This is a genomic window from Actinoallomurus liliacearum (assembly GCF_039542035.1).
GTDB classification, from domain to species: Bacteria; Actinomycetota; Actinomycetes; order Streptosporangiales; family Streptosporangiaceae; genus Actinoallomurus; species Actinoallomurus liliacearum.
Genome location: NZ_BAABHJ010000005.1, coordinates 912,813 through 935,775, shown reverse-complemented (window position 1 = coordinate 935,775; position 22,963 = coordinate 912,813). Strand labels below are relative to the sequence as shown.

The following is a 22,963-nucleotide window of genomic DNA, read 5'->3' as shown; positions in this document are numbered from 1 at the left end:
CGCGCGGAGAAGAGGGAGGCCGATGGCCCGGGACACCGGCCACGAGGCGAGGTACCGCACCATCGCCGCCGATCTCGCCGCGAAGATCCGCGCGGGTCACTACGCCCCGGGTGAGGCGCTCCCTCCACAGCGCGAGCTGAGCGCCTCGTACGGGGTGACCCTGATGACGCTCCGGCAGGCGCTGCGGCGGCTCAGCGACGAGGGGCTGATCGTGCAGCGGCACGGGCGCGGCACGTACGTCGCGCCGCCGCACCTGGCGTACCAGCTCGGGTCGCTCCGGAGCCTCGCCGACGATCTGCGGGAGCAGGGACACGAGGTGCGCACGGTGGTGCTCGGGCGGTCCGTGCGCAAGGTTCCGGCCGGCGTCGCCGCGCGGCTGCGCGCCCGGCCCGGCGAGACGGCGCTGCGGCTGGAGCGGCTACGCGAGTTCGCGGGGCGCCCCGCGATCCATCAGGTGTCCTGGGTCCGGCAGCCGTACGCCGAGCGGGTTCGCGACCGTGACTTCACCGGCGTCTCGCTGTACGGCGCGCTCGCCGACGCCGGGGTCGCGGTGGCCCGCGCCGCCGAGACGATCCGTCCCGGGCTGCTGGACGCCGCCCTCGCGGAGCACCTGGAGGAGCCGGCGGGCAGCCCGGTGTTCACGAGTGAGCGGATCACCTACACGCTCGACGGCGCCGCCGTCGTCGACGACCACGCCACCATCCTCGGGAGCATGATGGAGATCAGCACCGACCGCGCCGCGACCGGCCTGTCCCTCACGTGGGGCGCCACCGGCCGTTAGGCCCGCTGTTGCCGCCACGGGCCGGTTGGGCCGGGTCCCGCCGCCACGGGCCGGTTGGCGCGGATCAGTAGGCCGACTCCTGCATCAGGCGGCGGGCGGCCTCGGTGATGCTGCCGGACACGGACGGGTACACCGCGAACGTGTGGGCGACCTGGTCGACGGTCAGGTGCTGCTGCACCGCGACGGACAGGCCGAGGATCAACTCGCCGGCGCGGGGCGCGACGATCACGCCGCCGAGCACGATGCCGGTGGCCGGCCGGCAGAAGATCTTCACGAAGCCGTCCAGGAAGCCCTGCATCTTCGCGCGCGGGTTGGTGGCGAGGGGCAGCTTCACGATCCGGGCCGGGACCTCGCCGGAGTCGATCTGCGCCTGGGACACGCCGACCGTGGCGACCTCCGGGTCGGTGAAGATGTTGGCCGCGACCCAGCCGAGCTTGAGCGGCTGCACGGCCTCGCCGAGGGCGTGCCACATCGCGATCCGGCCCTGCATGGCGGCGACCGAGGCGAGCATCAGCACGCCGGTGCAGTCCCCGGCGGCGTACACGTGCGGCGCCGACGTGCGGGAGACCTTGTCGACCTGCACGAACCCGCGCTCGTCGAGCCGTACGCCGGCCTCCTCCAGGCCCATCCCGTGCGTGTTGGGCACCATGCCGACCGTCATGAGGCAGTGCGAGCCGGTGACCGTACGGCCGTCGGTGAGCGTCACCTCGACGCCGTCGCCGGTGCGCTTCACCCCGGCGGCCCGGGAGCGGGCCAGGAGGTTCATGCCACGCCGCTGGAAGACCTCCTCGAGGACCCGCGCGGCGTCCTCGTCCTCGTTCGGCAGCACGTGGTCGCGGGAGGAGACGAGGGTGACGCGCGAGCCGAGCGCGAGGTACGCGCCGGCGAACTCGGCGCCGGTGACGCCGGAGCCCACGACGATGAGGTCCTCGGGCAGCTCGGGCAGTTCGTACAGCTGACGCCAGTTGAGGATGCGCTCGCCGTCGGGCTCCGCGCCGGGCAGCACCCGTGGCGTCGCGCCGGTGGCGATCAGTACGACGTCCGCGTGGATCCGCTCGTCGCCGACGGCCACGATCTGCGGGTCGACGAGCCGTCCCTCGCCGCGGATGATCCGGACGCCCTCGTCCGCGACGCGGTCCTCGATGTCGGCGGACTGGGCCCAGGCCAGCTCCTTGACCCGCTTGTTGACCAGCGGAAGATCGACCTCCGGCCCGCCGACCTCGCCGTCCGGGCCGCCGGAGAACCGGACGCCGAGGGACGCCGACTCCGACAGGACGGCCATGCGGGTGGACGTCGCGATCAGTGTCTTGGACGGAACGCAGTCGGTGAGGACACAGGCCCCACCGGGCCCGTCGCGTTCCACGAGCGTGACGTCGGCGCCGAGCTGTGCGGCGACCAGGGCGGATTCGTAGCCGCCGGGGCCGCCTCCGATGATGGCTACGCGTGTCATATCGGTCATTCTCCCGCACTCCCGGGGTTGACGCGCCGTCGCGTCCGTTAAGGCCGTACGCTGGGCGACCGTGGCCTTGTACGCGGCGTACGCCTCCAACATGGATCCCGCACAGATGGCGCAGCGCGCTCCGCACTCGCCCCTGCGCACGACCGGCTGGCTCCAGGGCTGGCGGCTGACCTTCGGCGGTGAGAACGTCGGCTTCGAAGGCGCCCTCGCCACGGTGGTCGAGGACGCCGACGAGCACGTCTTCGTCGTGCTCTACGACGTCCCCGAGTTCGACGAGCAGGCCCTGGACGAGTGGGAGGGGGCGGCCCTCGGCGTCTACCGGAAGATCCGGGTGCGGATCGCCACCCTCGACGGCGACGTCCTCGCGTGGCTCTACGTGCTCGACGCCTACGAGGGCGGGCTCCCGTCGGCGCGGTATCTCGGCATCCTCGCGGACGCCGCGGAGAGGGCCGGGGCGCCCGACGACTACGTCAAGGATCTGCGCACCCGGCCGTGCAAGTCGCTCGGCGACTGAGCAGCGCGTTCGGCGTGGGTAGTCTGTCCGCTTGTGAGCAATGACGCCTACGAACTGGCCCGATCGGCGGCCGACGCGCTGAAGCGACGCCTGACCGCCGACTCCTTCGACGTCGCCCTCGTGATGGGGTCCGGCTGGGTTCCGGCGGCGAACACGCTGGGCGCGCCCGCCGACGAGTTCCCCGTCACCGAGCTTCCCGGCTTCGCCGAGCCGGGCGTGCCGGGCCACGCGGGCACGATCCGCGTCATCGAGGTGGGCACGCGGCGGGCGCTGGTCTTCCTCGGCCGCACCCACCTGTACGAGGGGCGGGGCGTGCGGCCGGTCGTGCACGGCATCCGCACGGCGCTGGCCGCCGGGGTCAAGACGGTCGTGCTCACCAACGCCGCGGGCGGCACCCGCCCGGAGTGGCAGAAGGTCGGCGACCCGGTCCTGATCAGCGACCACCTGAACCTCACCGGCCAGAACCCGATCTCCGGTCCGACCTTCATCGACATGACCGAGGCGTACTCCCCCGCCCTGCGGTCGCTCGTCAAGGAGATCGACCCGACGCTCGCCGAGGGCGTCTACGCCGCGCTGCCCGGCCCGTCGTACGAGACGCCGGCGGAGATCCGCATGCTCCGCACGATGGGCGCGGACCTGGTCGGCATGTCCACCGTCCTGGAGACGATCGCGGCGCGTGAGGGCGGCGCGGACGTGCTGGGCATCTCCCTGGTGACGAACATCGCCGCCGGCCTGACCGGCGAGCCGCTGGACCATCAGGAGGTGCTGGCCGCCGGGCGGGCCGCCGCCGAGCGGATGGGCGGACTCCTCGGCAAGGCCCTGCGGGCCCTCTGAGCCTTCATCGGAATGGACGGACACGTGAGCGACGGTTACCGGCGGCAGGCCGAGGAGTGGCTGGACCAGGACCCCGACCCCGAGACCCGCGAGGAACTGCGGGCCCTGCTGGGCGACGAGGCGGCGCTGGCCGAGCGGTTCGGGGCGAAGCTGGAGTTCGGCACGGCGGGCCTGCGCGGCGAGCTCGGGGCCGGCCCGAACCGCATGAACCGGGTGACGGTCATGCGGGCCGCCGCCGGCCTCGCCGCCGTGCTCACCTCCGAGGACGCGGCCGAACGCTTCGAGCGGCCCGGCAACGGGGCCTCCGTGGTGATCGGCTACGACGCGCGGCACAAGTCCGACGTCTTCGCCGAGGACTCCGCCGCGGTGCTCGCCGGGGCGGGCGTCACGGTGCACCTGATGCCGCGGCCGCTGCCGACGCCGGTCCTCGCGTACGCCGTCCGCTTCCTCGGCGCGGACGCGGGCGTCATGGTGACCGCCAGCCACAACCCGCCGCGCGACAACGGCTACAAGGTGTACTGGGGCGACGGCGCCCAGATCATCCCGCCGCTGGACGCGGAGATCTCCCGGTCGATCGACGCGGTCGGGCGGATCGACGAGCTGCCGCGCGGCGTGGAGTGGAACGCCCTCGACGACGGCATCGTCGAGGCCTACCTGCACGCGCTGTCGCGGCTCCCGCTCGGCACCGCGCGGGACGTCTCGGCCGCCTACACGCCGCTGCACGGGGTGGGCGGGGAGGTGCTGGCCCGCGCGTTCGCGTGGAACGGGTTCGTGCCGCCGGACGTCGTCGCCGAGCAGTCCCGGCCCGACCCGGACTTCCCGACCGTCGCCTTCCCCAACCCCGAGGAGCCGGGCGCGATGGACCTGGCCCTCGACCTGGGCAAGGGCCACGACCTGGTCATCGCGAACGACCCGGACGCCGACCGCTGCGCGGTGGCCGTGGGCGGGCGGATGCTGACCGGGGACGAGGTCGGCGGGCTGCTGGCCGAGCACGTCCTGCGGCACACGAGCGGCGCCGACCGGCTCGTCGTCACGACGATCGTGTCCTCGTCGCTGCTCGGCAAGATCGCGGCCGCGCACGGCGTGCGGTACGCCGAGTCACTGACCGGCTTCAAGTGGATCATGAAGGCGGGCACCGTCCACGACCGGCTCGTGTACGGCTACGAGGAGGCCCTGGGCTACTGCGTCGGCGGTGACGACGGCGTCCCCGTACGCGACAAGGACGGCATCGGCGCCGCGCTGGCCGTCGCCGCGCTCGCCGCCGAGGCGAAGGCCGAGGGCCGTACGCTCCTCGACCTCCTCGACGACCAGGCGCGCCGCTACGGCCTGCACGCGACCGCGCAGCTGTCGGTACGCGTGGCCGACCTGTCGCTGATCACGGACGCGATGGACCGGCTGCGCGCCACACCGCCGGACCGGCTCGGCGGCCGTACGGTGACGGACGTCGACGACCTGTCCGCCGGGCTGGGCGGCCTCCCGCCGACGAACGGCCTGCGCTTCCGGCTGTCGGAGGGCGGCCGTGTCGTCGTCCGTCCGTCCGGCACCGAGCCGAAGCTCAAGTGCTACCTCGAGGTCGTCGAGCCGGTGACCGGTTCCGTCGCCGAGGCCCGTACGACCGCCGACGCCGCGCTCGCCGCGCTCCGCGACGACCTCGCCGGAGTCCTCGGGCTCTGACGCTCGTGGACGAACCCGCCCGGCGTGGCCGTACGGATCCGCGGCCTCGACCGAGGTCACGGCGGAGTCGACTTTCGGCCGATGCCGGTCCGCCGGGCGGGGACCTACCGTTGGGGACCATGAGCGGTATGGCGGTGTCCCGCCCCGACCACCCGTCCCTCCTCCCCGCCCTGCTCGCGGCCCCCGACCCGGCCGAGCGGGTCCCCCGGTCCGCTCGCGACTGGGCGGTCGACATCGCCTGCTTCGTGCTGGCGGTGCTCTTCGGGGGCTTCATGCTGTTCGCGACCTCCCACGGGTCTTCAGGGGTCCATCATCCGCCGCGGCTGCCCGACGTGCTGATCGGCGCGCTCGGCTGCCTCGCGCTGTGGTGGCGCCGGCGCCACCCTGTGGAGCTCGCGGTCGCCCTGGGCGTGGTGAGCCTGGCCTCGGCGAGCGTCTCCGGGGCGGGGTGCATCGCGCTGTTCACGGTGGCCGTGCACCGGCCGTTCCGTACGGTGGCCGCGGTCGCTGTGGTGCACCTCGTCACCGGTGCGATCTACACCGCCGTGTTCCCCGATCCCACGGAGTCGTACTGGGTCGGGGTCGTGTGGGGCGTCGTGGTGAGCGCGGCGGTCGTGGCGTGGGGGATGTTCGTCCGCGCGCGGCGGCAGCTCATCCTGTCTTTGCGGGAGCGGGCGCTGCGGGCCGAGGCCGAGCAGCAGCTCCGCGTCACGCAGGCCCGGCAGCAGGAACGCGCGCGAATCGCCCGCGAGATGCACGACGTCCTCGCCCACCGCATCTCGCTGCTCAGCGTGCACGCGGGGGCGCTGGAGTTCCGTCCCGACGCTCCTCCCACCGAGATCGCCAAGGCGGCGGGCGTGATCCGGGCGAGCGCGCACCAGGCCCTCCAGGACCTGCGCGAGGTGATCGGCGTGCTCCGCGAGGACGCGACCGAGGACACGCCCGAGCGCCCCCAGCCGAACCTCGGCGACCTGCCCACGCTCATCGACGAGTCGCGGCGGGCCGGGATGACCGTGACCTACGAGAACCGGCTGCACGACGTCGACGCGGTCCCCGGCGCGCTCGGGCGCAGCGCCTACCGCACCGTGCAGGAGGCGCTCACCAACGCCCGCAAGCACGCGCCGAAGGCGACCGTGAGCGTCATCGTCGACGGGTCGGCGGGCACCGACCTGACCATCGAGGTCCGCAACCCGCTGGTCAACGCCGCGTCGGGCATTCCCGGCTCGGGCACCGGGCTGATCGGACTCGCCGAACGCGCCATGTTGTCCGGCGGCCGGCTCGAACACGGCCCGACCCCGGACGGGGAGTTCCGCGTCCGGGCGTGGCTGCCCTGGCGCGGCGAGACCACGCCGGCCGGCGCGCCGGGCGGGGCCGCCTGACCCCGAATGAGCGGTGACGCCCGGCCCCGATCGGGCGGGACGCGTCGCTGCTCGGCGCGCGCCGTTAGTGTGTCCCTCGTGACCATTCGCGTGCTGATCGTCGACGATGACGCATTGGTCCGTGCGGGCCTGTCGATGATGCTGGCCGGCGCCGACGATCTGCGGATCGTCGCGGAGGCCGGCGACGGCACCGAGGTCGCCGCGCTGGTCGCCGAGCACTCGCCGGACGTCGTCCTCATGGACATCCGGATGCCCCGCATGGACGGCCTGGCCGCGACCGAGGCGCTCCGGGCCCGCCAGGGAGCCCCGGAGATCATCATCTTGACCACGTTCGACGCCGACGAACACGTCCTGCGGGCTCTGCGCGGCGGCGCCGCCGGCTTCCTCCTCAAGGACACCCCGCCCGGCGAGATCATCAACGCCATCCGTCGTGTCGCCGCGGGCGAGCCGATCCTCTCCCCCAGCGTCACCCGCCGCCTCATCGCCCACGTCGCCCAGACCCGGCCCAACCCGGCCCAGGAACGCCTCGCCCGCCTCAGCGACCGCGAGCGCGAGGTGGTCGTCGCCATCGGCCAGGGCAAGTCGAACGCCGAGATCAGCTCCGAGCTCTTCATGAGCGTCGCCACCGTGAAGGCCCACGTCTCCCGGCTGCTGGCCAAGCTGGAACTCAACAATCGCGTCCAGGTCGCCCTACTCGCCCACGACGCCGGTCTCATCTAGTCCTGAGATCCGCTATTCTTAAGGGGTCACGCGGACGTGGCTCAGACTGGTAGAGCATCACCTTGCCAAGGTGAGGGTCGCGGGTTCGAATCCCGTCGTCCGCTCTCGCTCAGCGTTACTCGCCGCCCCCCGGGGCGGCTTCGCTGTTTCCGGGTGTCCACCCGGGGGGGCGACCCCCCGGACCCCCCGATGCCGGGCTCCGCCCGGCCCAGCGTCACCCGCCGCCCCCCGGGGCGGCTTCGCTGTCTCTACGGAGCTGGTCACCTTCCCTGCCGAGCTCTTGTTCTAGTTCGGTGATGATCTGGCGGAGCCAGCGCATGTCGGCTCGCTTGGTCTCGGCGGCGATGCTGAGCATTCCCCGGCGGAACCGGTCGGTCATCTCGGCGGCCCGCAGCGGGCGGCTGTCGGCGTAGAAGTAGCTGGCGGGCTGGTCGTAGAAGGCCAGGCGGCGGCGCAGCACGCGGAGCTGGTCGGCGGGGTCGGGCAGTCGGCCGAGGAACGCCAGCAGGATCATGAACGAGTTCCGGTCGGTGATCTCCAGCTCGGCCGGGCCGGCGAGCCTGCGGAGCAGTTCCGCGTGTCCGGCGTCGGTGAGCGTCAGCACCTGACGCGGGGTGCCGCCCCGGCCCGGCTCCTCGTGCCGTTCCAGGAACCCGGCGGCGCGCAGGCGGTTGAGCGCCGGGTACAGCGCGCCGTCGCTCACCGGCCGGATGTGCCCGGACAGCCCGGAGATGCGCGCCCGCAGCTCGTAGGCGTGCAGCGGCTCCTCCGCCAGGAATCCGAGGATGCACAGCGTCAGCACGATCAGCTCTCCCATTTGCCTCGATTAGAGACACTCTATTAGAGTCATCCACCTTGATCGACAGAGAGGGGCGGACATGGCGACCTTCGTTCTCGTTCCGGGTGGGTGGCACGGCGGCTGGCAGTACTCCGGTATGGCCGACCGGCTCCGCGCCGCCGGGCACCGGGCGTTGCCCGTGACCCTGACGGGGCTCGGTGACCGGGCCCACCTGGCCTCTCCCGCCGTGAACCTCGACACCCACGTCGACGACGTGCTCGCCGTCCTCGCGGCCGAGAAGGTCACCGACGCCGTGCTCGTCGGGCACAGCTACGGCGGCATGGTCATCACCGGGGTCGCCGATCGCGCCGAGCCCGGCTCGGTGCGCCGCCTGGTCTACAGCGACGCCTACGTGCCCGAGGACGGGCAGTCCTGCTGGGAGCTGACGACCGAGGCCTTCCGCCGGCTGTTCCTCGACGGAGCGGCCGCGGACGGCTTCTCGGTCCAGCCGCCGCCCGGCGTCGACCCCCGCGCGACCGCGCACCCCCTGGCGTCCTTCCTCCAGCGGCTCCGGCTGCGTGGGAACGGCCTCGGCGAGATCAAGGCACGGGACTACGTGTACCTGAACGGCTGGGACGGCTCACCGTTCGCCGAGGTCCACGCGCGGCTGGCCGAGGATCCCGCCTGGCGGGTGCACACCCTTTCCAGCAGCCACAATGTGCTCCGAGACGCGCCGGACGCGTTCTTGGAGATCCTGCTGCTCGGCGAGTGAAGGCCCGATGGTGTCGTTAGGTACACCCCTGTCGGCCTGCTGGGCCCATCGAGATGTCCTCCGGTCATCCCTAGTTTCGTCCTCATACGGCGTGCAACGGCGCCTTGGAAGGGCGAGGGTCATGAACGGACAGGTCACGCTCCCCACGAGCGGTTCCGAGGCGCTACGGGTCGTCTCGGTGCGGAAGGTCTACGGCGCGGAGGGCACTCAGGTGACCGCGCTGGACGGGGTCTCACTGAGTCTGCGGAAGGGGACGTTCACGGCCGTCATGGGGCCGTCCGGTTCCGGTAAGAGCACCCTGCTGCAGTGCGCGGCGGGGCTGGACCGGCCGACCGGCGGAAAGGTGTTCGTCGACGGCGCCGAGATGAGCGGTGGCTCCGAGACCGAGTTGACGAAGTTCCGCAGGCGGCGGATCGGCTTCATCTTCCAGCAGTTCAACCTGCTCCCCACCCTGGACGTACTGCAGAACACGACGCTCCCGCTGCGGCTGGCCGGCCGGAAGGTGGACGGCCGGTACGCCCGCGAGATCCTGACAAAGGTGGGTCTCGGCGACCGGCTGCGGCACCTGCCGGCGGAGTTGTCCGGCGGTCAGCAGCAGCGGGTCGCCATCGCGCGGGCCCTGGTGACGAACCCGTCGGTGATCTTCGCCGACGAGCCGACCGGCGCGCTCGACACGCGCAGTGCGCGTGAGGTGCTGAGCCTTCTGATGCGGGCGGTGCACGAGCAGGGCCAGACCGTCGTGATGGTGACCCACGACCCGGTCGCCGCCTCGTACGCGGACTCGGTCCTGTTCCTGGCCGACGGTCGCCTCGCCGGAGAGCTCGCCCGGCCGACGGCCGAGGCCGTGGCGGAGCGGATGACGCACCTGGGCGACCGGACCGCGCGGCGCGACCGGACGGAGGTCTGACCATGTTCGGGTTGGCTCTTCGCTCGTTGCGGCATCGCGCCGGCGGGTTCCTGGCGACGTTCGTCTCGATGGTGTTCGGGGCGGCGATGGTGATGGCCTTCGCCTCGCTGCTGGACACCGCCATGAGCGATGGAGTGCCCTCCGCCAGCAGGAACTCGCTCATCACCATGGCCTCGGTCGTCGGCGGCTGGGGGCTCATCATGGTGATCTTCTCGGCCACGTCCACGCTGACCCTGGTCGTGCGGCAGCGGGACGCCGAGATGACGCTGCTGAAGCAGGTGGGCGCCACGCCGATGCAGATCGGCCGGATGATCGTCAGCGAGACCGCCGTCGTCGCGCTGGTCGCCGGACTGGTGGCGATCGCGCCGGCGGCCCTGGCCGGCCGGGCTCTGCTGTCGCTGCTGATCTCCAGCAAGCGCGTCGCCGGCGGCATCGACTACGCCTTCGGGCCGTACGCGCTGGGCATCGGGCTGGGCGTGACGCTGACGGCCGCGACCACCGCGGCGGTCATCACGGTACGGGGCGTCGTGCGGACGCGTGCGGCCGAGTCGGCGCGGAACGCCGCCACGGGTGACGCCCGGATGAGCCGCAAGCGGAAGGCCGCCGCGGTGGTCCTCCTCGTCCTGGGCGCGAGCCTGGCCGTGACCACCGCGACCGCGATGCGCGGCAAGGGGATCGACGCGATGCAGACGGCCGGGCAGACCTCCATCTGGGTCTCCATCGGCCTGGCGCTGGCGGGGCCGGTCCTGATCGGCCGGGTGACGGCCGTGCTCGCCCGCCCGCTCGAGCGGGTGGCCGGGGTCCCCGCCTACCTGACGGTCCAGTACGTGCGGCGGCGGGCCGGTCGGCTCGCGGCGACGCTGATGCCGATCATCCTGTTCACCGGGATCTCCACCGGCACGCTCTACATGCAGTGGATCGAGAACGCGGCCACCGCCGCGTCCGGCACGGTGGCGACGGCCGACCAGAAGACCACCGAGACGCTGAACTTCACGGTCATCGGGATGCTGGTGGTGTTCTCGGCGATCATGCTGATCAACACGCTGATCGCGGCGATGACGTACCGGCGCGGCGAGTTCGCCCGGCAGCGGCTCGTCGGTATCACGCCGGGGCAGGTCCTGTGGACGGTGGCGGTGGAGGGCGTCATCCTGACGCTGCTCGGCATCGTCTCCGGGGCGGTCGCCGGGCTGTTCACGATCGTGCCCTACAGCATCGCCCGGACGGGGCACGCGCTGCCGGACGCGGGCGCCGGCACCTACCTGGCGGTCGTCGCCGTCGCGGCGGTCCTCACCCTGGGGACGGGTCTCGGCGCCGCCCGGCGCGCGATCCGGATGCCGGCGGTGGAGGCGGTGACCCGCTGAGCCGCCGTACGCGGGGGGCGGGTCAGAGCAGGGCGATGACGAGGGCGACGAGGAAGGCGACCGCCGGGACGGCGACCGCGAGGACGGCCGGCCAGGCCCACGTGACCGTCGGCTCGGTCCCGCCGTCCTCGCCGCGCCGGGAGCGCTCCCCGGCCAGCTCACGGAGCTGTTCGACCGCGAAGTCGGTCTGGGTGCGTCCCTGGACGTAGTCGGCGACGTGGTCGGGCAGCTTCCGCTCCTGACGGCGGGCCTTCGCCTCGAACCGCGCGCGGTTGCGCGGGGAGATCTGCAGCACGAAGGCGCGGAACCGGCGGCCGCCTCCGTGCACGTAGACGGCGTCGCCGCCCTCGACCCGCTCGACCCCGCGCCAGGGCACCTCGACGTCGCGGAGCAGGTTGTGCAGGCGGACGCCCTCCTCGTCGGCGACGATCCGGGGCCGCAGCGCGCCGACGTACGCGACGCCGCAGCCGAGCAGCATGACCATCGCGGCGACCAGCGAGGCGGCGTCGCGGCCGCGCCACAGGATGTCGACGAGGTTGATGGCGGCGAAGACCATCCAGGCCCAGCCGAAGAAACGGGCGGCCGTCGACCGGAACACCTTCGCGCCGGGCGGAGTCTTGGGGAACACGGCGGCGGTCACGAGTGCGATCGCCACTTCAGCTGCGCGAACCCCGGCTTGATGACACCGTTGATCAGCTCGAGGCGCTCGTCGAAGCCGAGGAAGGCGGACTTCATGGCGTTGACCGTGAACCACTGCAGGTCGTCCCAGCCGTAGTCGAACGCCTCGACGAGCTTGGCGAACTCCTCCGACAGGGTCGTGCCGCTCATCAGCCGGTTGTCGGTGTTGACGGTGACCCGGAAGTAGAGGCGGCGGAGCAGCCCGATCGGGTGCTCGGCGATGGACTTGGCGGCGCCGGTCTGGACGTTGGAGCTGGGGCACATCTCCAGCGGGATGCGCTTGTCCCGGACGTACGCGGCGAGGCGCCCGAGCCGGGGGCTCTCGCCCTCACGCTCGCCGATGTCGTCGATGATGCGCACGCCGTGTCCGAGCCGGTCGGCGCCGCACCACTGGATGGCCTGCCAGATCGACGGCAGGCCGAACGCCTCGCCCGCGTGGATGGTGAAGTGGGCGTTCTCCCGCTGGAGGTACTCGAAGGCGTCGAGGTGCCGGGTGGGCGGGTAGCCCGCCTCGGCCCCGGCGATGTCGAAGCCGACGACGCCTTCGTCGCGGTACCGGACGGCCAGCTCGGCGATCTCCATGCTGCGGGCCTGGTGGCGCATGGCGGTGAGCAGCGTGCCGACGCGGATGCCGTGGTCGCGGCCGCCCTCCGCGAATCCGCGCAGCACCGCCTCGACGACCTGGTTCAGCGTCAGTCCGTTGCGGGTGTGCTGCTCCGGCGCGTACCGCACCTCCGCGTACACGACGCCGTCCTTGGCCAGGTCCTCGGCGCACTCGTACGCGACGCGGGTCAGGGCCTCGGCGGTCTGCATCACGCCGACCGTGTGGTCGAACGTCTCCAGGTAGCGCTCCAGCGATCCGGAGTCGGACGCCTCGGCGAACCAGGTGCGCAGCTCCGCCGGGTCGGTGGCGGGCAGCGCGTCGTAGCCGGTCTCACGGGCGAGGTCGACGATGGTCTCCGGCCGCAGCCCACCGTCGAGGTGATCGTGGAGAAGCACCTTGGGGGCCCGCCGGATGTCGTCGAGCACAGGACGGTTCGTCACGCCACGCACATTACCGGCCGTCCGCGCCTCTCAGGTCCGCGCCGGGCCGCTCTCGTACGCCGTGCGGCCTCCCGCCCCGACCGTCGTGGACCCGTCCGACGCGGGTCCCGAGGGTCTGGCCGCTGAGTCGTATCGAGATCGGCCGGGTTCCTCTATGGTTCCGCTATGTACCAGTACCCGGCCCCGCCGCCCGCACAGGACGACAGTGGAGCGACGGCCTCGATGGTCCTCGGCATCCTCGGGCTCGTGGTGTGCGGCCTGCTGGCGCCGATCGCCCTGTTCATGGGGCTGTCGGCCAAGCGGCGGATCCGCGAGAGCGGCGGGTACCTCGGCGGCGACGGTCAGGCGACGGCGGGCGTGGTGCTGGGCGCGATCGGCAGCGCCTTCATCGTCCTCGGACTGCTGATCCTCTTCGTCTTCGTCCTCGCCGCCGCGTCCTCCGGCGCCTGATCAGGCGATCCGCTCCAGGATGAGCGGCCGCCGGGCGTCCTCCATCTCGCCGACCTCCACGGTGCCGTCCAGGGCGGCCAGCGCGCGCTCGAAGCGCGCCGGGTCGTCGGCGTGCAGCGTCATCAGCGGCTGGCCCGCGCGGACGATGTCGCCCGGCTTGGCGTGCAGGACGATGCCCGCGGCGTGCACCACCGGGTCCTCCTTGCGCGCCCGGCCGGCGCCGAGACGCCACGCCGCGACGCCGACGCCATAGGCGTCGAGCCGGGACAGCACGCCGGACTCCGTCGCCACGACCTCGTGGGTCTCCTTCGCGACCGGGAGCGGGGCGTCCGGGTCGCCGCCCTGCGCGGAGATCATGGTGCGCCAGACGTCCATCGCGGAGCCGTCCCGCAGCGCGTCGGCCGGGTCCTTGGTGCCCGCGACGCCCGCCGCGGCCAGCATCTCCCGGGCCAGGGCGACGGTCAGCTCGACGATGTCCTCCGGGCCGCCGCCGGCCAGGACCTCGACGGACTCGTCGACCTCCAGCGCGTTGCCGACCGTACGGCCGAGAGGGGTGTCCATGGCGGTCAGCAGCGCGACGGTCTTCACCCCGTGGTCGGTGCCGATGTCGACCATCGTGCGGGCCAGTTCGCGGGCGTGCACCACGCTCTTCATGAAGGCGCCGGAGCCGGCCTTGACGTCCAGCACCAGCGCGCCGGTGCCCTCCGCGATCTTCTTCGACATGATCGAGCTGGCGATCAGCGGGATCGACTCGACCGTGCCGGTGACGTCCCGCAGGGCGTACAGCTTGCGGTCGGCGGGTGCGAGGCCGGTGCCGGCCGCGCACACCACCGCGCCCGCCCGGTCCAGGACGGCCAGCATTTCCTCGTTGGACAGCGACGCCCGCCAGCCCGGGATCGACTCGAGCTTGTCGAGGGTGCCGCCGGTGTGGCCGAGGCCGCGGCCCGAGAGCTGCGGCACGGCGGCGCCGCAGGCGGCCACGGTCGGCGCCAGCGGCAGGGTGATCTTGTCGCCGACCCCGCCGGTGGAGTGCTTGTCCGCCGTGGGGCGGCTCAGCCCGGACCAGTCCATCCGCTCGCCGGAGCGCAGCATCGCGTCGGTCCACCGGGCGACCTCGCGCCGGCTCATGCCGTTCAGCAGGATCGCCATCGCGAGGGCGGACATCTGCTCCTCGGCGATGACGCCCTCGGTGTACGCGCTGATCGTCCAGTCGATCTGCTCGTCGGACAGCTCTCCGCGGTCCCGCTTCGTACGGATGACGTCGACGGCGTCGAAGTTCAAGCTCGGTTCTCCAGGTCGTCGGGGCCGAAGGCGTCGGGCAGAACCTCGCGCATCGGCCGGATGCCGCTGACGGTCTCCAGCAGCATGTCGGGGCCGCCATGTTCCCACAGCAGCTGACGGCAGCGTCCACAGGGCATCAGCGGGGCGCCGTGGCGGTCCACGACGGAGACGGCGACCAGCCGGCCGCCGCCGCCCGTGCCGTGCAGCGCCGAGACCAGCCCGCACTCGGCGCACAGGCCGACGCCGTACGAGGCGTTCTCCACGTTGCAGCCGGCGATGATCCGCCCGTCGTCGGTCAGCCCGGCGGCGCCCACCGGGAAGTGGGAGTACGGGACGTACGCCTTCTCCATCACCGCACGGGCGGCCGCCCGGAGGGCGTCCCAGTCGATGTCGGCCATCAGTGTCCTCCGCCGCGTCGGTAGGTGAGCCCGTCGGCGGCCGGCATGCGCAGTCGCTGCGCCGCGAACGCCAGCACGAGCAGCGTCGTGATGTGGGGGCTGTAGGTGACGATCTCCTTGGGCAGCTCGTCGGTCAGGAAGAACCAGGCGAGGAGCCCGACGGCCACGACCGCCGAGACCACCGCCGTGACCATCCGGCGCCGGTACGCGTGCCAGACCGCGAGGGCGAGCAGGCCGACGCCGAGCAGGAGCAGCATGGCGTGCACCGCGCCGGCGCCGCCGCGCAGTTGCAGCGCGTCGGTGTACCCGAACAGGCCGGCGCCCGCCGCGACGCCGCCCGGCCGCCAGTTGCCGAAGATCATGGCGGCGAGGCCGATGAAGCCACGGCCGTTGACCTGGCCCTCCTGGTAGTTGGAGGACGCCACCATGGCCAGGAACGTACCCCCGACGCCGGCGAACGCCCCGGAGATCACCACCGCGGCGTACTTCATCGTGTAGACCTTCACGCCCAGCGACTCGGCGGCGAGGGGGTTCTCCCCGCACGACCGCAGCCGCAGGCCGAACGGCGTACGCCACAGCAGGAAGAACGAGATCGGGATGAGGGCCGCCGCGACCAGGGTGACCGGGGACAGGTTCGTCAGCAGCCCGCGGATCAGCCCGGCGAGGTCGGAGATCAGGATCCAGTGGTGCTTCTCGAGGTCGCCGAGCGGGCCGCCGACGCCGGGCACGCTCCACGTCGGGAAGTTGGGCAGCTGCGGCGACTGGGTGGCGCCACCACCGGGCTCCCCGTTGAACAGCAGGTCCGACAGATAGCGCGCGACGCCCGGCGCCAGGATGTTGATCGCGACGCCCGAGACGATGTGGTCCACGCCGAACGTCACGGTGGCGACGGCGTGCAGCAGACCGCCCAGCGCTCCGGCCGCGATCCCGCAGAGGAGACCCAGCCAGGGGCTGCCGCTGAAGTAGGCGCCGAAGGCCGCACCCCAGGTGCCGAACACCATCATGCCCTCGAGGCCGATGTTGACCACGCCGGAGCGTTCGGACCACAGGCCGCCCATCGCGGCCATCCCGATCGGCACGGCGAGCCCGAGCGTCGCGCTCATCGTCCCGCTGGAGGTGATGTCGCTCTCGCCGGTGATGAGCCGCAGCAGGATCAGGGCGACGAAGGCGCCCAGTCCGGCGGTCAGCGCCCTCCGGCCGCGGAACCCGCGCGCGCCGCCGATCCGCGGCGCAGGCGTCCGGACCTCCTGGTCGATCATGAGCCCTCCTTCGTCGGAGGGGTGACCAAGGATGCTGTGCCCATGGCTCGCTCGCTTCGCTCGCTCACGCTGCCACTCCCACCTCTCCGAGCTCAGCGGCGACGCGCCGCTGGTCCATGCGCCGGCCCACCCGGTTGACGATCTCGTACACCACGACCACCGACAGCAGCACGGCCGCCTGGGTGATGGCGACGATCTCCTTGGGGATGTCGTTGAACTCGAGGATCTGCGACGACTGGTCCAGGAACGCCCACAGCAGCGACGCGAAGGCGATGCCGACCGGGTTGTTCCGGCCGAGCAGCGCGATGCCGATGCCGGTGAAGCCGATCCCGGTCGGGAAGTCCAGCGAGTAGGAGTAGGACCCGCCGAGCAGCTGCGGCATGCCGACGAGGCCGGCGACCGCGCCGGACAGGACCATCGCGATGACGACCATGCGCTTGGCGTCCACGCCGCTCGCGACGGCGGCGCTCTCGGACAGGCCCGTGGCCCGCAGGTCGAAGCCGAACCGCGTGCGGTTGATCACGAACCAGAACCCGAGGCCGGCCAGCACCGCGAGCAGGACGAGGCCGTAGATCTTCAGGTCGCTGCCCGGGTAGGAGATCCCCGGCACCCGGCCCGACGAGCCGATGGGCTTGGTGCCGACGTTGTTGCTGCCCGCGACCTTCGCCGCGAGCCGGTCCGGGCTGAGCAGGAACGCGATCACGCCGGTGCCGATGAAGTTCAGCATGATGGTCGAGATGACCTCGCTGACGCCCCGCGTCACCTTGAGGATCGCCGCGATGCCCGCCCACGCGCCGCCGACGACGGCCGCGACGACGATGACCACGATCTGGTGCAGTCCCGCCGGCAGCGCCCACGCCCCGCCCGCCGCGGCGGCGAGCATGGCCGCGAGGCGGTACTGCCCGTCGACACCGATGTTGAACAGGTTCATCCGGAACCCGATCGCCACCGCGAGCGCGGACAGGTAGTACGCCGACGCGCGGTTCACGGTGTTGACGACGCTGTCGGGCTCCTTGCCGAAGTCGAACATCGCCTGGAACGTGGACGGCGGGTTGAACCCGCTGATCGACAGCACGATCGAGGTCACGACGACCGCGAAGACGAGCGCGACGAGCGCCGCGATCACGGTCCGCGCGTAGGACTTCGCGAGCAGGTTGGAGATCATGCCACGCTCCCCTCTGCGGCGCCGGTCATCAGGGAGCCGAGTTCGTCCGGAGTGATGGTCGCGGGGTCGGCCTCCCCGACCAGCCGGCCGCGCAGGATCACCCGCAGGGTGTCCGACATGCCGATCAGCTCGTCGAGGTCGGCGGAGATGAGCAGCACCGCCAGGCCCTCGGCCCGCGCCCGTCGCAGATGGTCCCAGATCGCCGACTGGGCGCCGACGTCGACCCCACGGGTCGGATGCGCGGCGATCAGCAGCTTCGGGTTCCCGGACATCTCCCGGCCGATGATCAGTTTCTGCTGGTTGCCGCCGGACAGCGAGGCCGCGCTGACGTCGATGCCGGGGGTCCGCACGTCGTACTCCTCGACGATCCGCTCCGTGTCGCGGCGTGCGCCGGCGCGGTCGATGAGGATTCCCTTGACGTTCGGGGACCGGGTCTGGTGGCCCAGGACGCGGTTCTCCCACAGCGGGGACTCCAGCAGCAGGGCGTGCCGGTGCCGGTCCTCGGGGATGAACCCGATGCCCATCTCCCGGCGGTGCCGGGTCGACCGGCCGACCAGGTCGTCCTCGCCGAGCCGGACGACGCCGGACTCGACCGGCAGCATGCCCATGATCGCTTCGACGAGCTCGGCCTGGCCGTTGCCCTCCACCCCGGCGATGCCGAGGATCTCGCCCTCGTGGATGGTCAGGGACACCCCGTCCACCACGGCTCGGCCCGTGGCGTCGCGGACGGTCACGCCCTCGACGGTCAGCACCGGGACGTCGGTCGCCGTCGACTCGCGCAGCTCCGGGACCGGCAGTTCGCTGCCGACCATCAGCTCGGCGAGCTGCCGGGCGGAGACCTCCCTGGGATCGGCGGAGGCCACGGTCGTGCCCCGGCGGATCACGGTGATCGCGTCGGCGACCTTCAGGACCTCGTCGAGCTTGTGCGAGATGAAGATGACGGTGAGGCCCTCGCGCTTGAGCTCCTCGAGGTTGGCGAAGAGCTCGTCCACCTCCTGCGGCACGAGCACCGCGGTGGGCTCGTCGAGGATGAGGATCCGCGCTCCGCGGTAGAGGACCTTGAGGATCTCGACGCGCTGGCGGGCGCCGACGCCGAGCTCCTCGACCAGCCGGTCCGGTTCGACGCCCAGCCCGTACTGGTCGGAGATCTCCCGGATCCGGCGCCGCGCCCCGCCGCCGATGCCGTGCAGCTTCTCGGCGCCGAGGACGACGTTCTCCAGGACGGTGAGATTGTCGGCCAGCATGAAGTGCTGGTGGACCATGCCGATGCCGCGCGCGATCGCGTCGGACGGCGAATGGAGGTCGGCGACCTCTCCGTTGACCTTGATCGTTCCCTCGTCCGGCCGCTGCATGCCGTAGAGGATCTTCATCAGGGTCGACTTGCCTGCGCCGTTCTCCCCGACGATCGCGTGCACCGTGCCCGCCGCGACCGCGATGTCGATGTCGTGGTTGGCCACGACGCCGGGGAAGCGCTTGGTGATGCCGTGCAGCTCGACCGCCGGCTCAGTCGTGGACATGACCTGCTCCCGCACCAGTGGGCCCGGGAGGGAGGCCGAAGCCGTCCACCCGGGCCCGAGCCCTTACCGCCGTCACTTCTCGGGCGGCGTGATCTTTCCGGAGACGATCTGCTGCTTCAGGTCGTCGAGGGTCGCCGGCAGGTCGCCCAGCGCCGTCGGGTTCGACTTGGAGTAGTCGACACCGTCGTTCTGGAGGGTGAACCGCTGGTCGCCCTTCTGGAACTGGCCCTCACCGACACCCTTGACGAAGTTGAACACCGCGGTGTCCACGCGCTTGAGCATCGAGGTCAGCACGTACGGCTTCTCGTCGGCGGTCGCCGTCAGGTACTGGTCGGAGTCGACGCCGATGAACCACTTCTTGGCCGCGGCGGCCGCCTGCAGCGAGCCGGTGCCGGACAGGCCCGCCGCTGTGTAGACGACGTCGGCGCCCTGGTCGTACATGCCCTGGGCGATCGTCTTGCCCTTGGCCGGGTCCTTGAAGCCGCCGAAGTCCGGCGGCTGGGAGATGTACTTCGAGTCGACCTTGATGTTCGGGTTGACCTTCTTGGCGCCCGCGATGTACCCGACCTCGAACTTCTTGATCAGCGGGGTCGCGACGCCGCCGATGAAGCCGATGTGGCCGGTCTTGGACTTCTTGGCCGCCGCCGCGCCGACGAGGTAGGAGCCCTGGTTCTCGGCGAAGAGCAGGTCCGCGACGTTCGGCTGCTGGATCGTGTCGTCGTCGATGATCGCGAACTTGACGTTCGGGAACTTCGGCGCGACCTTGCCCAGCGCGCCCGCGTACGCGAAGCCGACGGCGATCACCGGGTTGTAGCCCGACTGGGCCAGCAGCTGCAGCCGCTGGATCTTGTCGTTGTCGCTCTCGCCTTCCTTGGCCTCGATGTCCTTGACGTCGAGCTTCAGCTCACTCTGGACCTTCTGCAGGCCGGCGTACGCGGCGTCGTTGAACGACTTGTCGCCACGGCCGCCCACGTCGTACGCGAGGCCGACCTTGACGGTCTTCTTGCCCTCGCCGCCACCACCGCCGCCGGTGTTGGCCTTCTTGCCGCCACAGCCGGCGGCGCTGAGTGCAAGCACCGCGCTCGCCGCGACGGCGGTCATCTTCACTGCACGGCGCAAGGTAGCTCCTCCAATTAGACCCCGCCCGAAATGTGCGTCATGGCACGAATCTCTCGGACCATAGTCGCAGCCAGGGGAGGAACGAGCCAAAGCGACCGTGTCGCAACGCGTCCGTTATCAAGGCGAAAGCGCATCGTCACTGGTCAGACCGCAGTGCGCGCTACCAGGGTAAGGAGGACCGCCCGGGTGGCGACCGAAACCGTCGAGCGACCCGGGCGTGCGCGTCAGGCCGCGGGCTCCCCGATGGGCTCGGCGGCGCTCGCGCGCCGGCTCTCCCACAGTGCGGTCAGGGCGGTGGCGACCATGATCCGGACCCCGACGCCGATGCTCCGCTCGTCCACGTCGAAGGTGCCCCGATGCAGGTCGTACGCGCCGGCCATGCCGGGGGTCGCGACGCCGAGCCTGGCCAGCGCCCCGGGGATCGACTCGAGGTACCAGCCGAAGTCCTCGCCGCCGAGACTCTGGGGCGTGCCCGCCGCGCCGTCCTCACCGATGACCGCTTCGACGGCGGTGCGGAACATCTCGACGCTCGTCCGCTCGTTCACGGTCGGCGGCACGCCGCGGACGTAGTCGAGTTCGGCCTTCACGTCGTACGCGCTGGCCACCGAGTCGAGCAGGGTCTTCATGAGCTCGGGCGCGGAGTGCCACGCCTCGTCGTCGAGGCAGCGCACGGTGCCCTGGGCGATGCCGTCGTCGGGGATGGCGTTGGCCACCGACCCGGCCGACACCCGGCCCCACACGAGGCTCAGGCTGGAGCGCGGGTCCACGCGCCGCGACAGCGCGGCCGGCAGCTCCGTGACGATCTTGGCCAGGGCGTACACCAGGTCGGCCGTCAGATGCGGGCGCGCGGTGTGCCCGCCCGGACCGGCGACCCGGACGTTCACCTTGTCGCAGGCCGCGGTGATCGGGCCGACGCGCAGGCCGAGCCGCCCGACCTCCAGGCGAGGGTCGCAGTGCAGGGCGAAGACGCGGTCGACCCCGGCGATGCCGCCGGCGGCCAGGACGTCCAGTGCGCCGCCCGGCGTCTCCTCGGCCGGCTGGAAGATCAGCCGCACCTTGCCGGGCACCAGGCCGGCGGCGGCCTGCCGCGCGAAGAACCGGCCGACCCCCAGCAGGATGGTCGTGTGCACATCGTGGCCGCAGGCGTGGCAGACGCCCGGCACCGTGGAGCGGTAGGCGACGTCCTTCTCGTCGGTCAGCGGAAGGGCGTCGATGTCGGCGCGCAGGCCGACCACCGGGCCGTCGCCGTTGCCGACCTCGCAGATCAGGCCGGTGCCCTTGGGCAGTCGCTGCGGTCGCAGCCCCGCCGCGGTCAGCGCCTCGATCAGGCGAGCCGTCGTGCGGTGTTCGGCGAAGCCGAGTTCCGGGTGCATGTGCAGATCCCGGCGGAAGGCGATGAGATCGGTCTCGTTCTCGGCCAGAAACGAGTCGAGTTGCGGTCTCAGCCCTCCTCCCACTGGCTCATTACCGGGGAGTTCAGGCCCCCGCATGTGTCACCTCCCGTGGATTGACGAACCGGTCCTCCCGGCATTCCGTGAGAGCCGCGGTAACGACGTCCTCAAGGCTGCCGCCATCGTTGATGATGGCGCGCTGCCGCTCGTACGAAGCGCCCTGGTCGAGGACGTCGGAGAGCACCTTCAGATCTTCGGCGCAGCCGAGCCGGTCCGCTATCGGCTCCAACTCCCGGACCAGTTCGTAGAGCTCGTCGCGGAGCGGAGCGGTGGCTCCCTGATCGTCGGTGATCACGATGGCGTCGAGGCCGTACCGAGTCGCGCGCCATTTGTTGTCGCGCACGACCCACGTGGCCGGGCTGGGCAAAGTGTAACCACGATCCAGCTGATGATCGAAGAGTTCGACGAGGGATTGACAGAGTGCCGCGGCCATTCCTACCTCACGAAGGGTAGGAATGCCGTCGAACATCCGAATTTCGATGGTTCCGAAATCGGGGTGCGGCCGGATGTCCCACCAGACCTCTTTGATGCTACTGATCGCCTGGGCGCGCAGCAGCGTGTCCATGTAGGCCTCGAACTCCGCCCAGTCCGCCAGCAGGTGCGGCGGTCCCGCGGTGGGCAGCGACCCGAAGACGATCGCCCGGCTGGAGGCCAGCCCCGTGTCCTGGCCGCACCAGAACGGACTCGACGCGGTGAGCGCGAGGAAGTGCGGCAGGTAGGCGGACAGGGCGTTGACGATCGGGATGGCCTTGTCGACGGAACGGATGCCGACGTGGACGTGCACGCCGAACGTCTGGATGCGCCGGGCGAGCCACTGGTACTGCTCGACGAGCTCGGCGTAGCGCTGGATCGGCGCCATCTCCGCGTCGCGCCAGTCGCTGATCGGGTGGGTGCCGGTGCAGGCGAGCCCGATGCCCCGGGGCTCGGCGGCGGAGCGGAGCTCGGCCATGGTGGCGGCCAGGTCGGCGCGCGCTTCGGAGACCGTGTGGCACACGTCTGTGACGATCTCCACGGTCGACTCCATGAGCTCATGGCGAATCTTGGGGTTGCGCTCGGCCTCACTGAGCCCGGGCAGCGCCCCCAGCACCTGTCCGGCGTCCTGGCGGAGGCGCCGCGTCTGGTCGTCGACGAGTTGGAGCTCCCACTCGATGCCGAGCGTGGCACCCCGTGAAGCGTTGAACTCGATGGCCACGGCCAACCTCCGTCCCTCAATCCTTGCAGGTTAATCGCGTCCGCGTGGCGTAATTCGGCCAGCACGTCGGGTGCCGAGGGTGAGCACCGAAACCGCCCCGATCGGTGACCATCATGCCGCCGACCACGCGCCGTCTCGGGAGGTCTTTGCCCCGCGATGCGCGGTTGACTCTTCTGGAGCACCCATCGGGCGACCGGTGCCATCCGATCCGGCTACGAGCAATCCTCACT

At 71.7% G+C, this 22,963-nt stretch carries 22 protein-coding genes and 1 tRNA gene; 11 read left to right on the top strand and 12 right to left on the bottom strand.

The window, feature by feature from the left end; genetic code table 11:
• Positions 1-22: 22 nt before the first annotated feature.
• Positions 23-781 carry a GntR family transcriptional regulator gene (locus ABD978_RS12370; RefSeq protein ID WP_345353180.1) on the top strand — a complete coding sequence of 253 codons (759 nt, stop codon included), beginning with the start codon at positions 23-25 and terminating at the stop codon, positions 779-781.
• Between the two features lie 64 nt (positions 782-845).
• On the opposite strand, the gene ABD978_RS12365 is transcribed toward ABD978_RS12370, so the two are convergent.
• Positions 846-2,231: an NAD(P)H-quinone dehydrogenase gene (locus ABD978_RS12365; protein ID WP_345353178.1), complete on the bottom strand. Its 1,386-nt coding sequence runs from the start codon at positions 2,229-2,231 to the stop codon at positions 846-848.
• Positions 2,232-2,301: 70 nt separating this feature from the next.
• On the opposite strand from ABD978_RS12365, the gene ABD978_RS12360 reads away from it, so the two are divergent.
• The 6 genes from ABD978_RS12360 (at position 2,302) to ABD978_RS12335 (ending at position 7,465) form a co-directional block, all read left to right on the top strand.
• Positions 2,302-2,754 (top strand): gamma-glutamylcyclotransferase family protein, encoded by a 453-nt coding sequence (locus ABD978_RS12360; protein WP_345353176.1) that lies wholly within the window; start codon positions 2,302-2,304, stop codon positions 2,752-2,754.
• A gap of 33 nt (positions 2,755-2,787) precedes the next feature.
• On the top strand, positions 2,788-3,588 hold the full coding sequence (locus ABD978_RS12355) for a purine-nucleoside phosphorylase (protein WP_345353174.1): 801 nt from the start codon (positions 2,788-2,790) through the stop codon (positions 3,586-3,588).
• Positions 3,589-3,600: 12 nt separating this feature from the next.
• Positions 3,601-5,262 carry a phospho-sugar mutase gene (locus ABD978_RS12350; RefSeq protein ID WP_345353172.1) on the top strand — a complete coding sequence of 554 codons (1,662 nt, stop codon included), beginning with the start codon at positions 3,601-3,603 and terminating at the stop codon, positions 5,260-5,262.
• 119 nt (positions 5,263-5,381) lie between these two features.
• Positions 5,382-6,641 (top strand): sensor histidine kinase, encoded by a 1,260-nt coding sequence (locus ABD978_RS12345; protein ID WP_345353170.1) that lies wholly within the window; start codon positions 5,382-5,384, stop codon positions 6,639-6,641.
• 78 nt (positions 6,642-6,719) lie between these two features.
• Positions 6,720-7,361 (top strand): response regulator, encoded by a 642-nt coding sequence (locus ABD978_RS12340; RefSeq protein ID WP_345353168.1) that lies wholly within the window; start codon positions 6,720-6,722, stop codon positions 7,359-7,361.
• A 30-nt stretch (positions 7,362-7,391) separates the two neighbouring features.
• Positions 7,392-7,465, top strand: a tRNA-Gly gene (locus ABD978_RS12335).
• 110 nt (positions 7,466-7,575) lie between these two features.
• Here the strand turns inward: ABD978_RS12335 and ABD978_RS12330 are convergent.
• Positions 7,576-8,178 carry a PadR family transcriptional regulator gene (locus tag ABD978_RS12330; RefSeq protein ID WP_345353166.1) on the bottom strand — a complete coding sequence of 201 codons (603 nt, stop codon included), beginning with the start codon at positions 8,176-8,178 and terminating at the stop codon, positions 7,576-7,578.
• 61 nt (positions 8,179-8,239) lie between these two features.
• On the opposite strand from ABD978_RS12330, the gene ABD978_RS12325 reads away from it, so the two are divergent.
• From ABD978_RS12325 to ABD978_RS12315, 3 genes are all read left to right on the top strand, one after another.
• Positions 8,240-8,911, top strand: coding sequence for an alpha/beta fold hydrolase (locus ABD978_RS12325; RefSeq protein WP_345353164.1), 672 nt, complete (start codon positions 8,240-8,242; stop codon positions 8,909-8,911).
• A 121-nt stretch (positions 8,912-9,032) separates the two neighbouring features.
• On the top strand, positions 9,033-9,818 hold the full coding sequence (locus tag ABD978_RS12320; protein WP_345353162.1) for an ABC transporter ATP-binding protein: 786 nt from the start codon (positions 9,033-9,035) through the stop codon (positions 9,816-9,818).
• 2 nt (positions 9,819-9,820) lie between these two features.
• The gene (locus ABD978_RS12315; RefSeq protein WP_345353160.1) at positions 9,821-11,179 is read left to right on the top strand and encodes an FtsX-like permease family protein; all 1,359 of its coding nucleotides are present in this window, start codon (positions 9,821-9,823) and stop codon (positions 11,177-11,179) included.
• A 22-nt stretch (positions 11,180-11,201) separates the two neighbouring features.
• Here the strand turns inward: ABD978_RS12315 and ABD978_RS12310 are convergent, their stop codons facing one another.
• Together ABD978_RS12310 and ABD978_RS12305 are read right to left on the bottom strand one after the other, a co-directional pair.
• Positions 11,202-11,834 carry a PH domain-containing protein gene (locus ABD978_RS12310; RefSeq protein WP_345353158.1) on the bottom strand — a complete coding sequence of 211 codons (633 nt, stop codon included), beginning with the start codon at positions 11,832-11,834 and terminating at the stop codon, positions 11,202-11,204.
• Positions 11,816-12,901: an adenosine deaminase gene (locus ABD978_RS12305; RefSeq protein ID WP_345353156.1), complete on the bottom strand. Its 1,086-nt coding sequence runs from the start codon at positions 12,899-12,901 to the stop codon at positions 11,816-11,818. Before ABD978_RS12305 ends, ABD978_RS12310 begins: the two co-directional genes overlap by 19 nt.
• A gap of 165 nt (positions 12,902-13,066) precedes the next feature.
• Here ABD978_RS12305 and ABD978_RS12300 point away from each other — a divergent pair, with 165 nt between their 5' ends.
• A complete protein-coding gene (locus ABD978_RS12300; protein ID WP_345353154.1) occupies positions 13,067-13,351 on the top strand; it encodes a DUF4190 domain-containing protein in 285 nt (94 codons plus the stop codon).
• Here ABD978_RS12300 and ABD978_RS12295 read toward each other — a convergent pair whose 3' ends face one another.
• From ABD978_RS12295 to ABD978_RS12260, 8 genes are all read right to left on the bottom strand, one after another.
• Positions 13,352-14,632, bottom strand: a complete 1,281-nt coding sequence (locus ABD978_RS12295; RefSeq protein WP_345353152.1) for a thymidine phosphorylase — start codon at positions 14,630-14,632, stop codon at positions 13,352-13,354. It lies immediately after the preceding gene.
• Positions 14,629-15,030 carry a cytidine deaminase gene (locus ABD978_RS12290; RefSeq protein WP_345353150.1) on the bottom strand — a complete coding sequence of 134 codons (402 nt, stop codon included), beginning with the start codon at positions 15,028-15,030 and terminating at the stop codon, positions 14,629-14,631. Before ABD978_RS12290 ends, ABD978_RS12295 begins: the two co-directional genes overlap by 4 nt.
• Positions 15,030-16,289: an ABC transporter permease gene (locus ABD978_RS12285; protein ID WP_345353148.1), complete on the bottom strand. Its 1,260-nt coding sequence runs from the start codon at positions 16,287-16,289 to the stop codon at positions 15,030-15,032. Before ABD978_RS12285 ends, ABD978_RS12290 begins: the two co-directional genes overlap by 1 nt.
• Positions 16,290-16,353: 64 nt before the next feature.
• Positions 16,354-17,454 (bottom strand): ABC transporter permease, encoded by a 1,101-nt coding sequence (locus ABD978_RS12280; protein ID WP_345353146.1) that lies wholly within the window; start codon positions 17,452-17,454, stop codon positions 16,354-16,356.
• The gene (locus ABD978_RS12275; RefSeq protein WP_345353144.1) at positions 17,451-18,971 is read right to left on the bottom strand and encodes an ABC transporter ATP-binding protein; all 1,521 of its coding nucleotides are present in this window, start codon (positions 18,969-18,971) and stop codon (positions 17,451-17,453) included. The genes ABD978_RS12280 and ABD978_RS12275 overlap by 4 nt, the downstream gene beginning before the upstream one ends.
• Positions 18,972-19,043: 72 nt before the next feature.
• Positions 19,044-20,090 carry a BMP family lipoprotein gene (locus ABD978_RS12270; RefSeq protein WP_345353142.1) on the bottom strand — a complete coding sequence of 349 codons (1,047 nt, stop codon included), beginning with the start codon at positions 20,088-20,090 and terminating at the stop codon, positions 19,044-19,046.
• A 224-nt stretch (positions 20,091-20,314) separates the two neighbouring features.
• The gene (locus ABD978_RS12265) at positions 20,315-21,580 is read right to left on the bottom strand and encodes an amidohydrolase (RefSeq protein ID WP_425550696.1); all 1,266 of its coding nucleotides are present in this window, start codon (positions 21,578-21,580) and stop codon (positions 20,315-20,317) included.
• Positions 21,567-22,733, bottom strand: a complete 1,167-nt coding sequence (locus tag ABD978_RS12260; RefSeq protein ID WP_345353138.1) for a glutamate--cysteine ligase — start codon at positions 22,731-22,733, stop codon at positions 21,567-21,569. Before ABD978_RS12260 ends, ABD978_RS12265 begins: the two co-directional genes overlap by 14 nt.
• Positions 22,734-22,963: the final 230 nt, after the last annotated feature.

What these genes read in the sequence shown, in the direction of transcription:
- ABD978_RS12300 (WP_345353154.1), top strand. Translation starts at nt 13,067, where the DNA reads ATGTACCAGTACCCGGCCCCGCCGCCCGCACAGGACGACAGTGGAGCG.
- ABD978_RS12275 (WP_345353144.1), bottom strand. Translation starts at nt 18,971, where the DNA reads ATGTCCACGACTGAGCCGGCGGTCGAGCTGCACGGCATCACCAAGCGC.
- ABD978_RS12265 (WP_425550696.1), bottom strand. Translation starts at nt 21,580, where the DNA reads ATGCGGGGGCCTGAACTCCCCGGTAATGAGCCAGTGGGAGGAGGGCTG.
- ABD978_RS12345 (WP_345353170.1), top strand. Translation starts at nt 5,382, where the DNA reads ATGAGCGGTATGGCGGTGTCCCGCCCCGACCACCCGTCCCTCCTCCCC.
- ABD978_RS12350 (WP_345353172.1), top strand. Translation starts at nt 3,601, where the DNA reads ATGGACGGACACGTGAGCGACGGTTACCGGCGGCAGGCCGAGGAGTGG.
- ABD978_RS12280 (WP_345353146.1), bottom strand. Translation starts at nt 17,454, where the DNA reads ATGATCTCCAACCTGCTCGCGAAGTCCTACGCGCGGACCGTGATCGCG.
- ABD978_RS12320 (WP_345353162.1), top strand. Translation starts at nt 9,033, where the DNA reads ATGAACGGACAGGTCACGCTCCCCACGAGCGGTTCCGAGGCGCTACGG.
- ABD978_RS12330 (WP_345353166.1), bottom strand. Translation starts at nt 8,178, where the DNA reads ATGGGAGAGCTGATCGTGCTGACGCTGTGCATCCTCGGATTCCTGGCG.
- ABD978_RS12315 (WP_345353160.1), top strand. Translation starts at nt 9,821, where the DNA reads ATGTTCGGGTTGGCTCTTCGCTCGTTGCGGCATCGCGCCGGCGGGTTC.
- ABD978_RS12370 (WP_345353180.1), top strand. Translation starts at nt 23, where the DNA reads ATGGCCCGGGACACCGGCCACGAGGCGAGGTACCGCACCATCGCCGCC.
- ABD978_RS12290 (WP_345353150.1), bottom strand. Translation starts at nt 15,030, where the DNA reads ATGGCCGACATCGACTGGGACGCCCTCCGGGCGGCCGCCCGTGCGGTG.
- ABD978_RS12365 (WP_345353178.1), bottom strand. Translation starts at nt 2,231, where the DNA reads ATGACACGCGTAGCCATCATCGGAGGCGGCCCCGGCGGCTACGAATCC.
- ABD978_RS12285 (WP_345353148.1), bottom strand. Translation starts at nt 16,289, where the DNA reads ATGATCGACCAGGAGGTCCGGACGCCTGCGCCGCGGATCGGCGGCGCG.
- ABD978_RS12325 (WP_345353164.1), top strand. Translation starts at nt 8,240, where the DNA reads ATGGCGACCTTCGTTCTCGTTCCGGGTGGGTGGCACGGCGGCTGGCAG.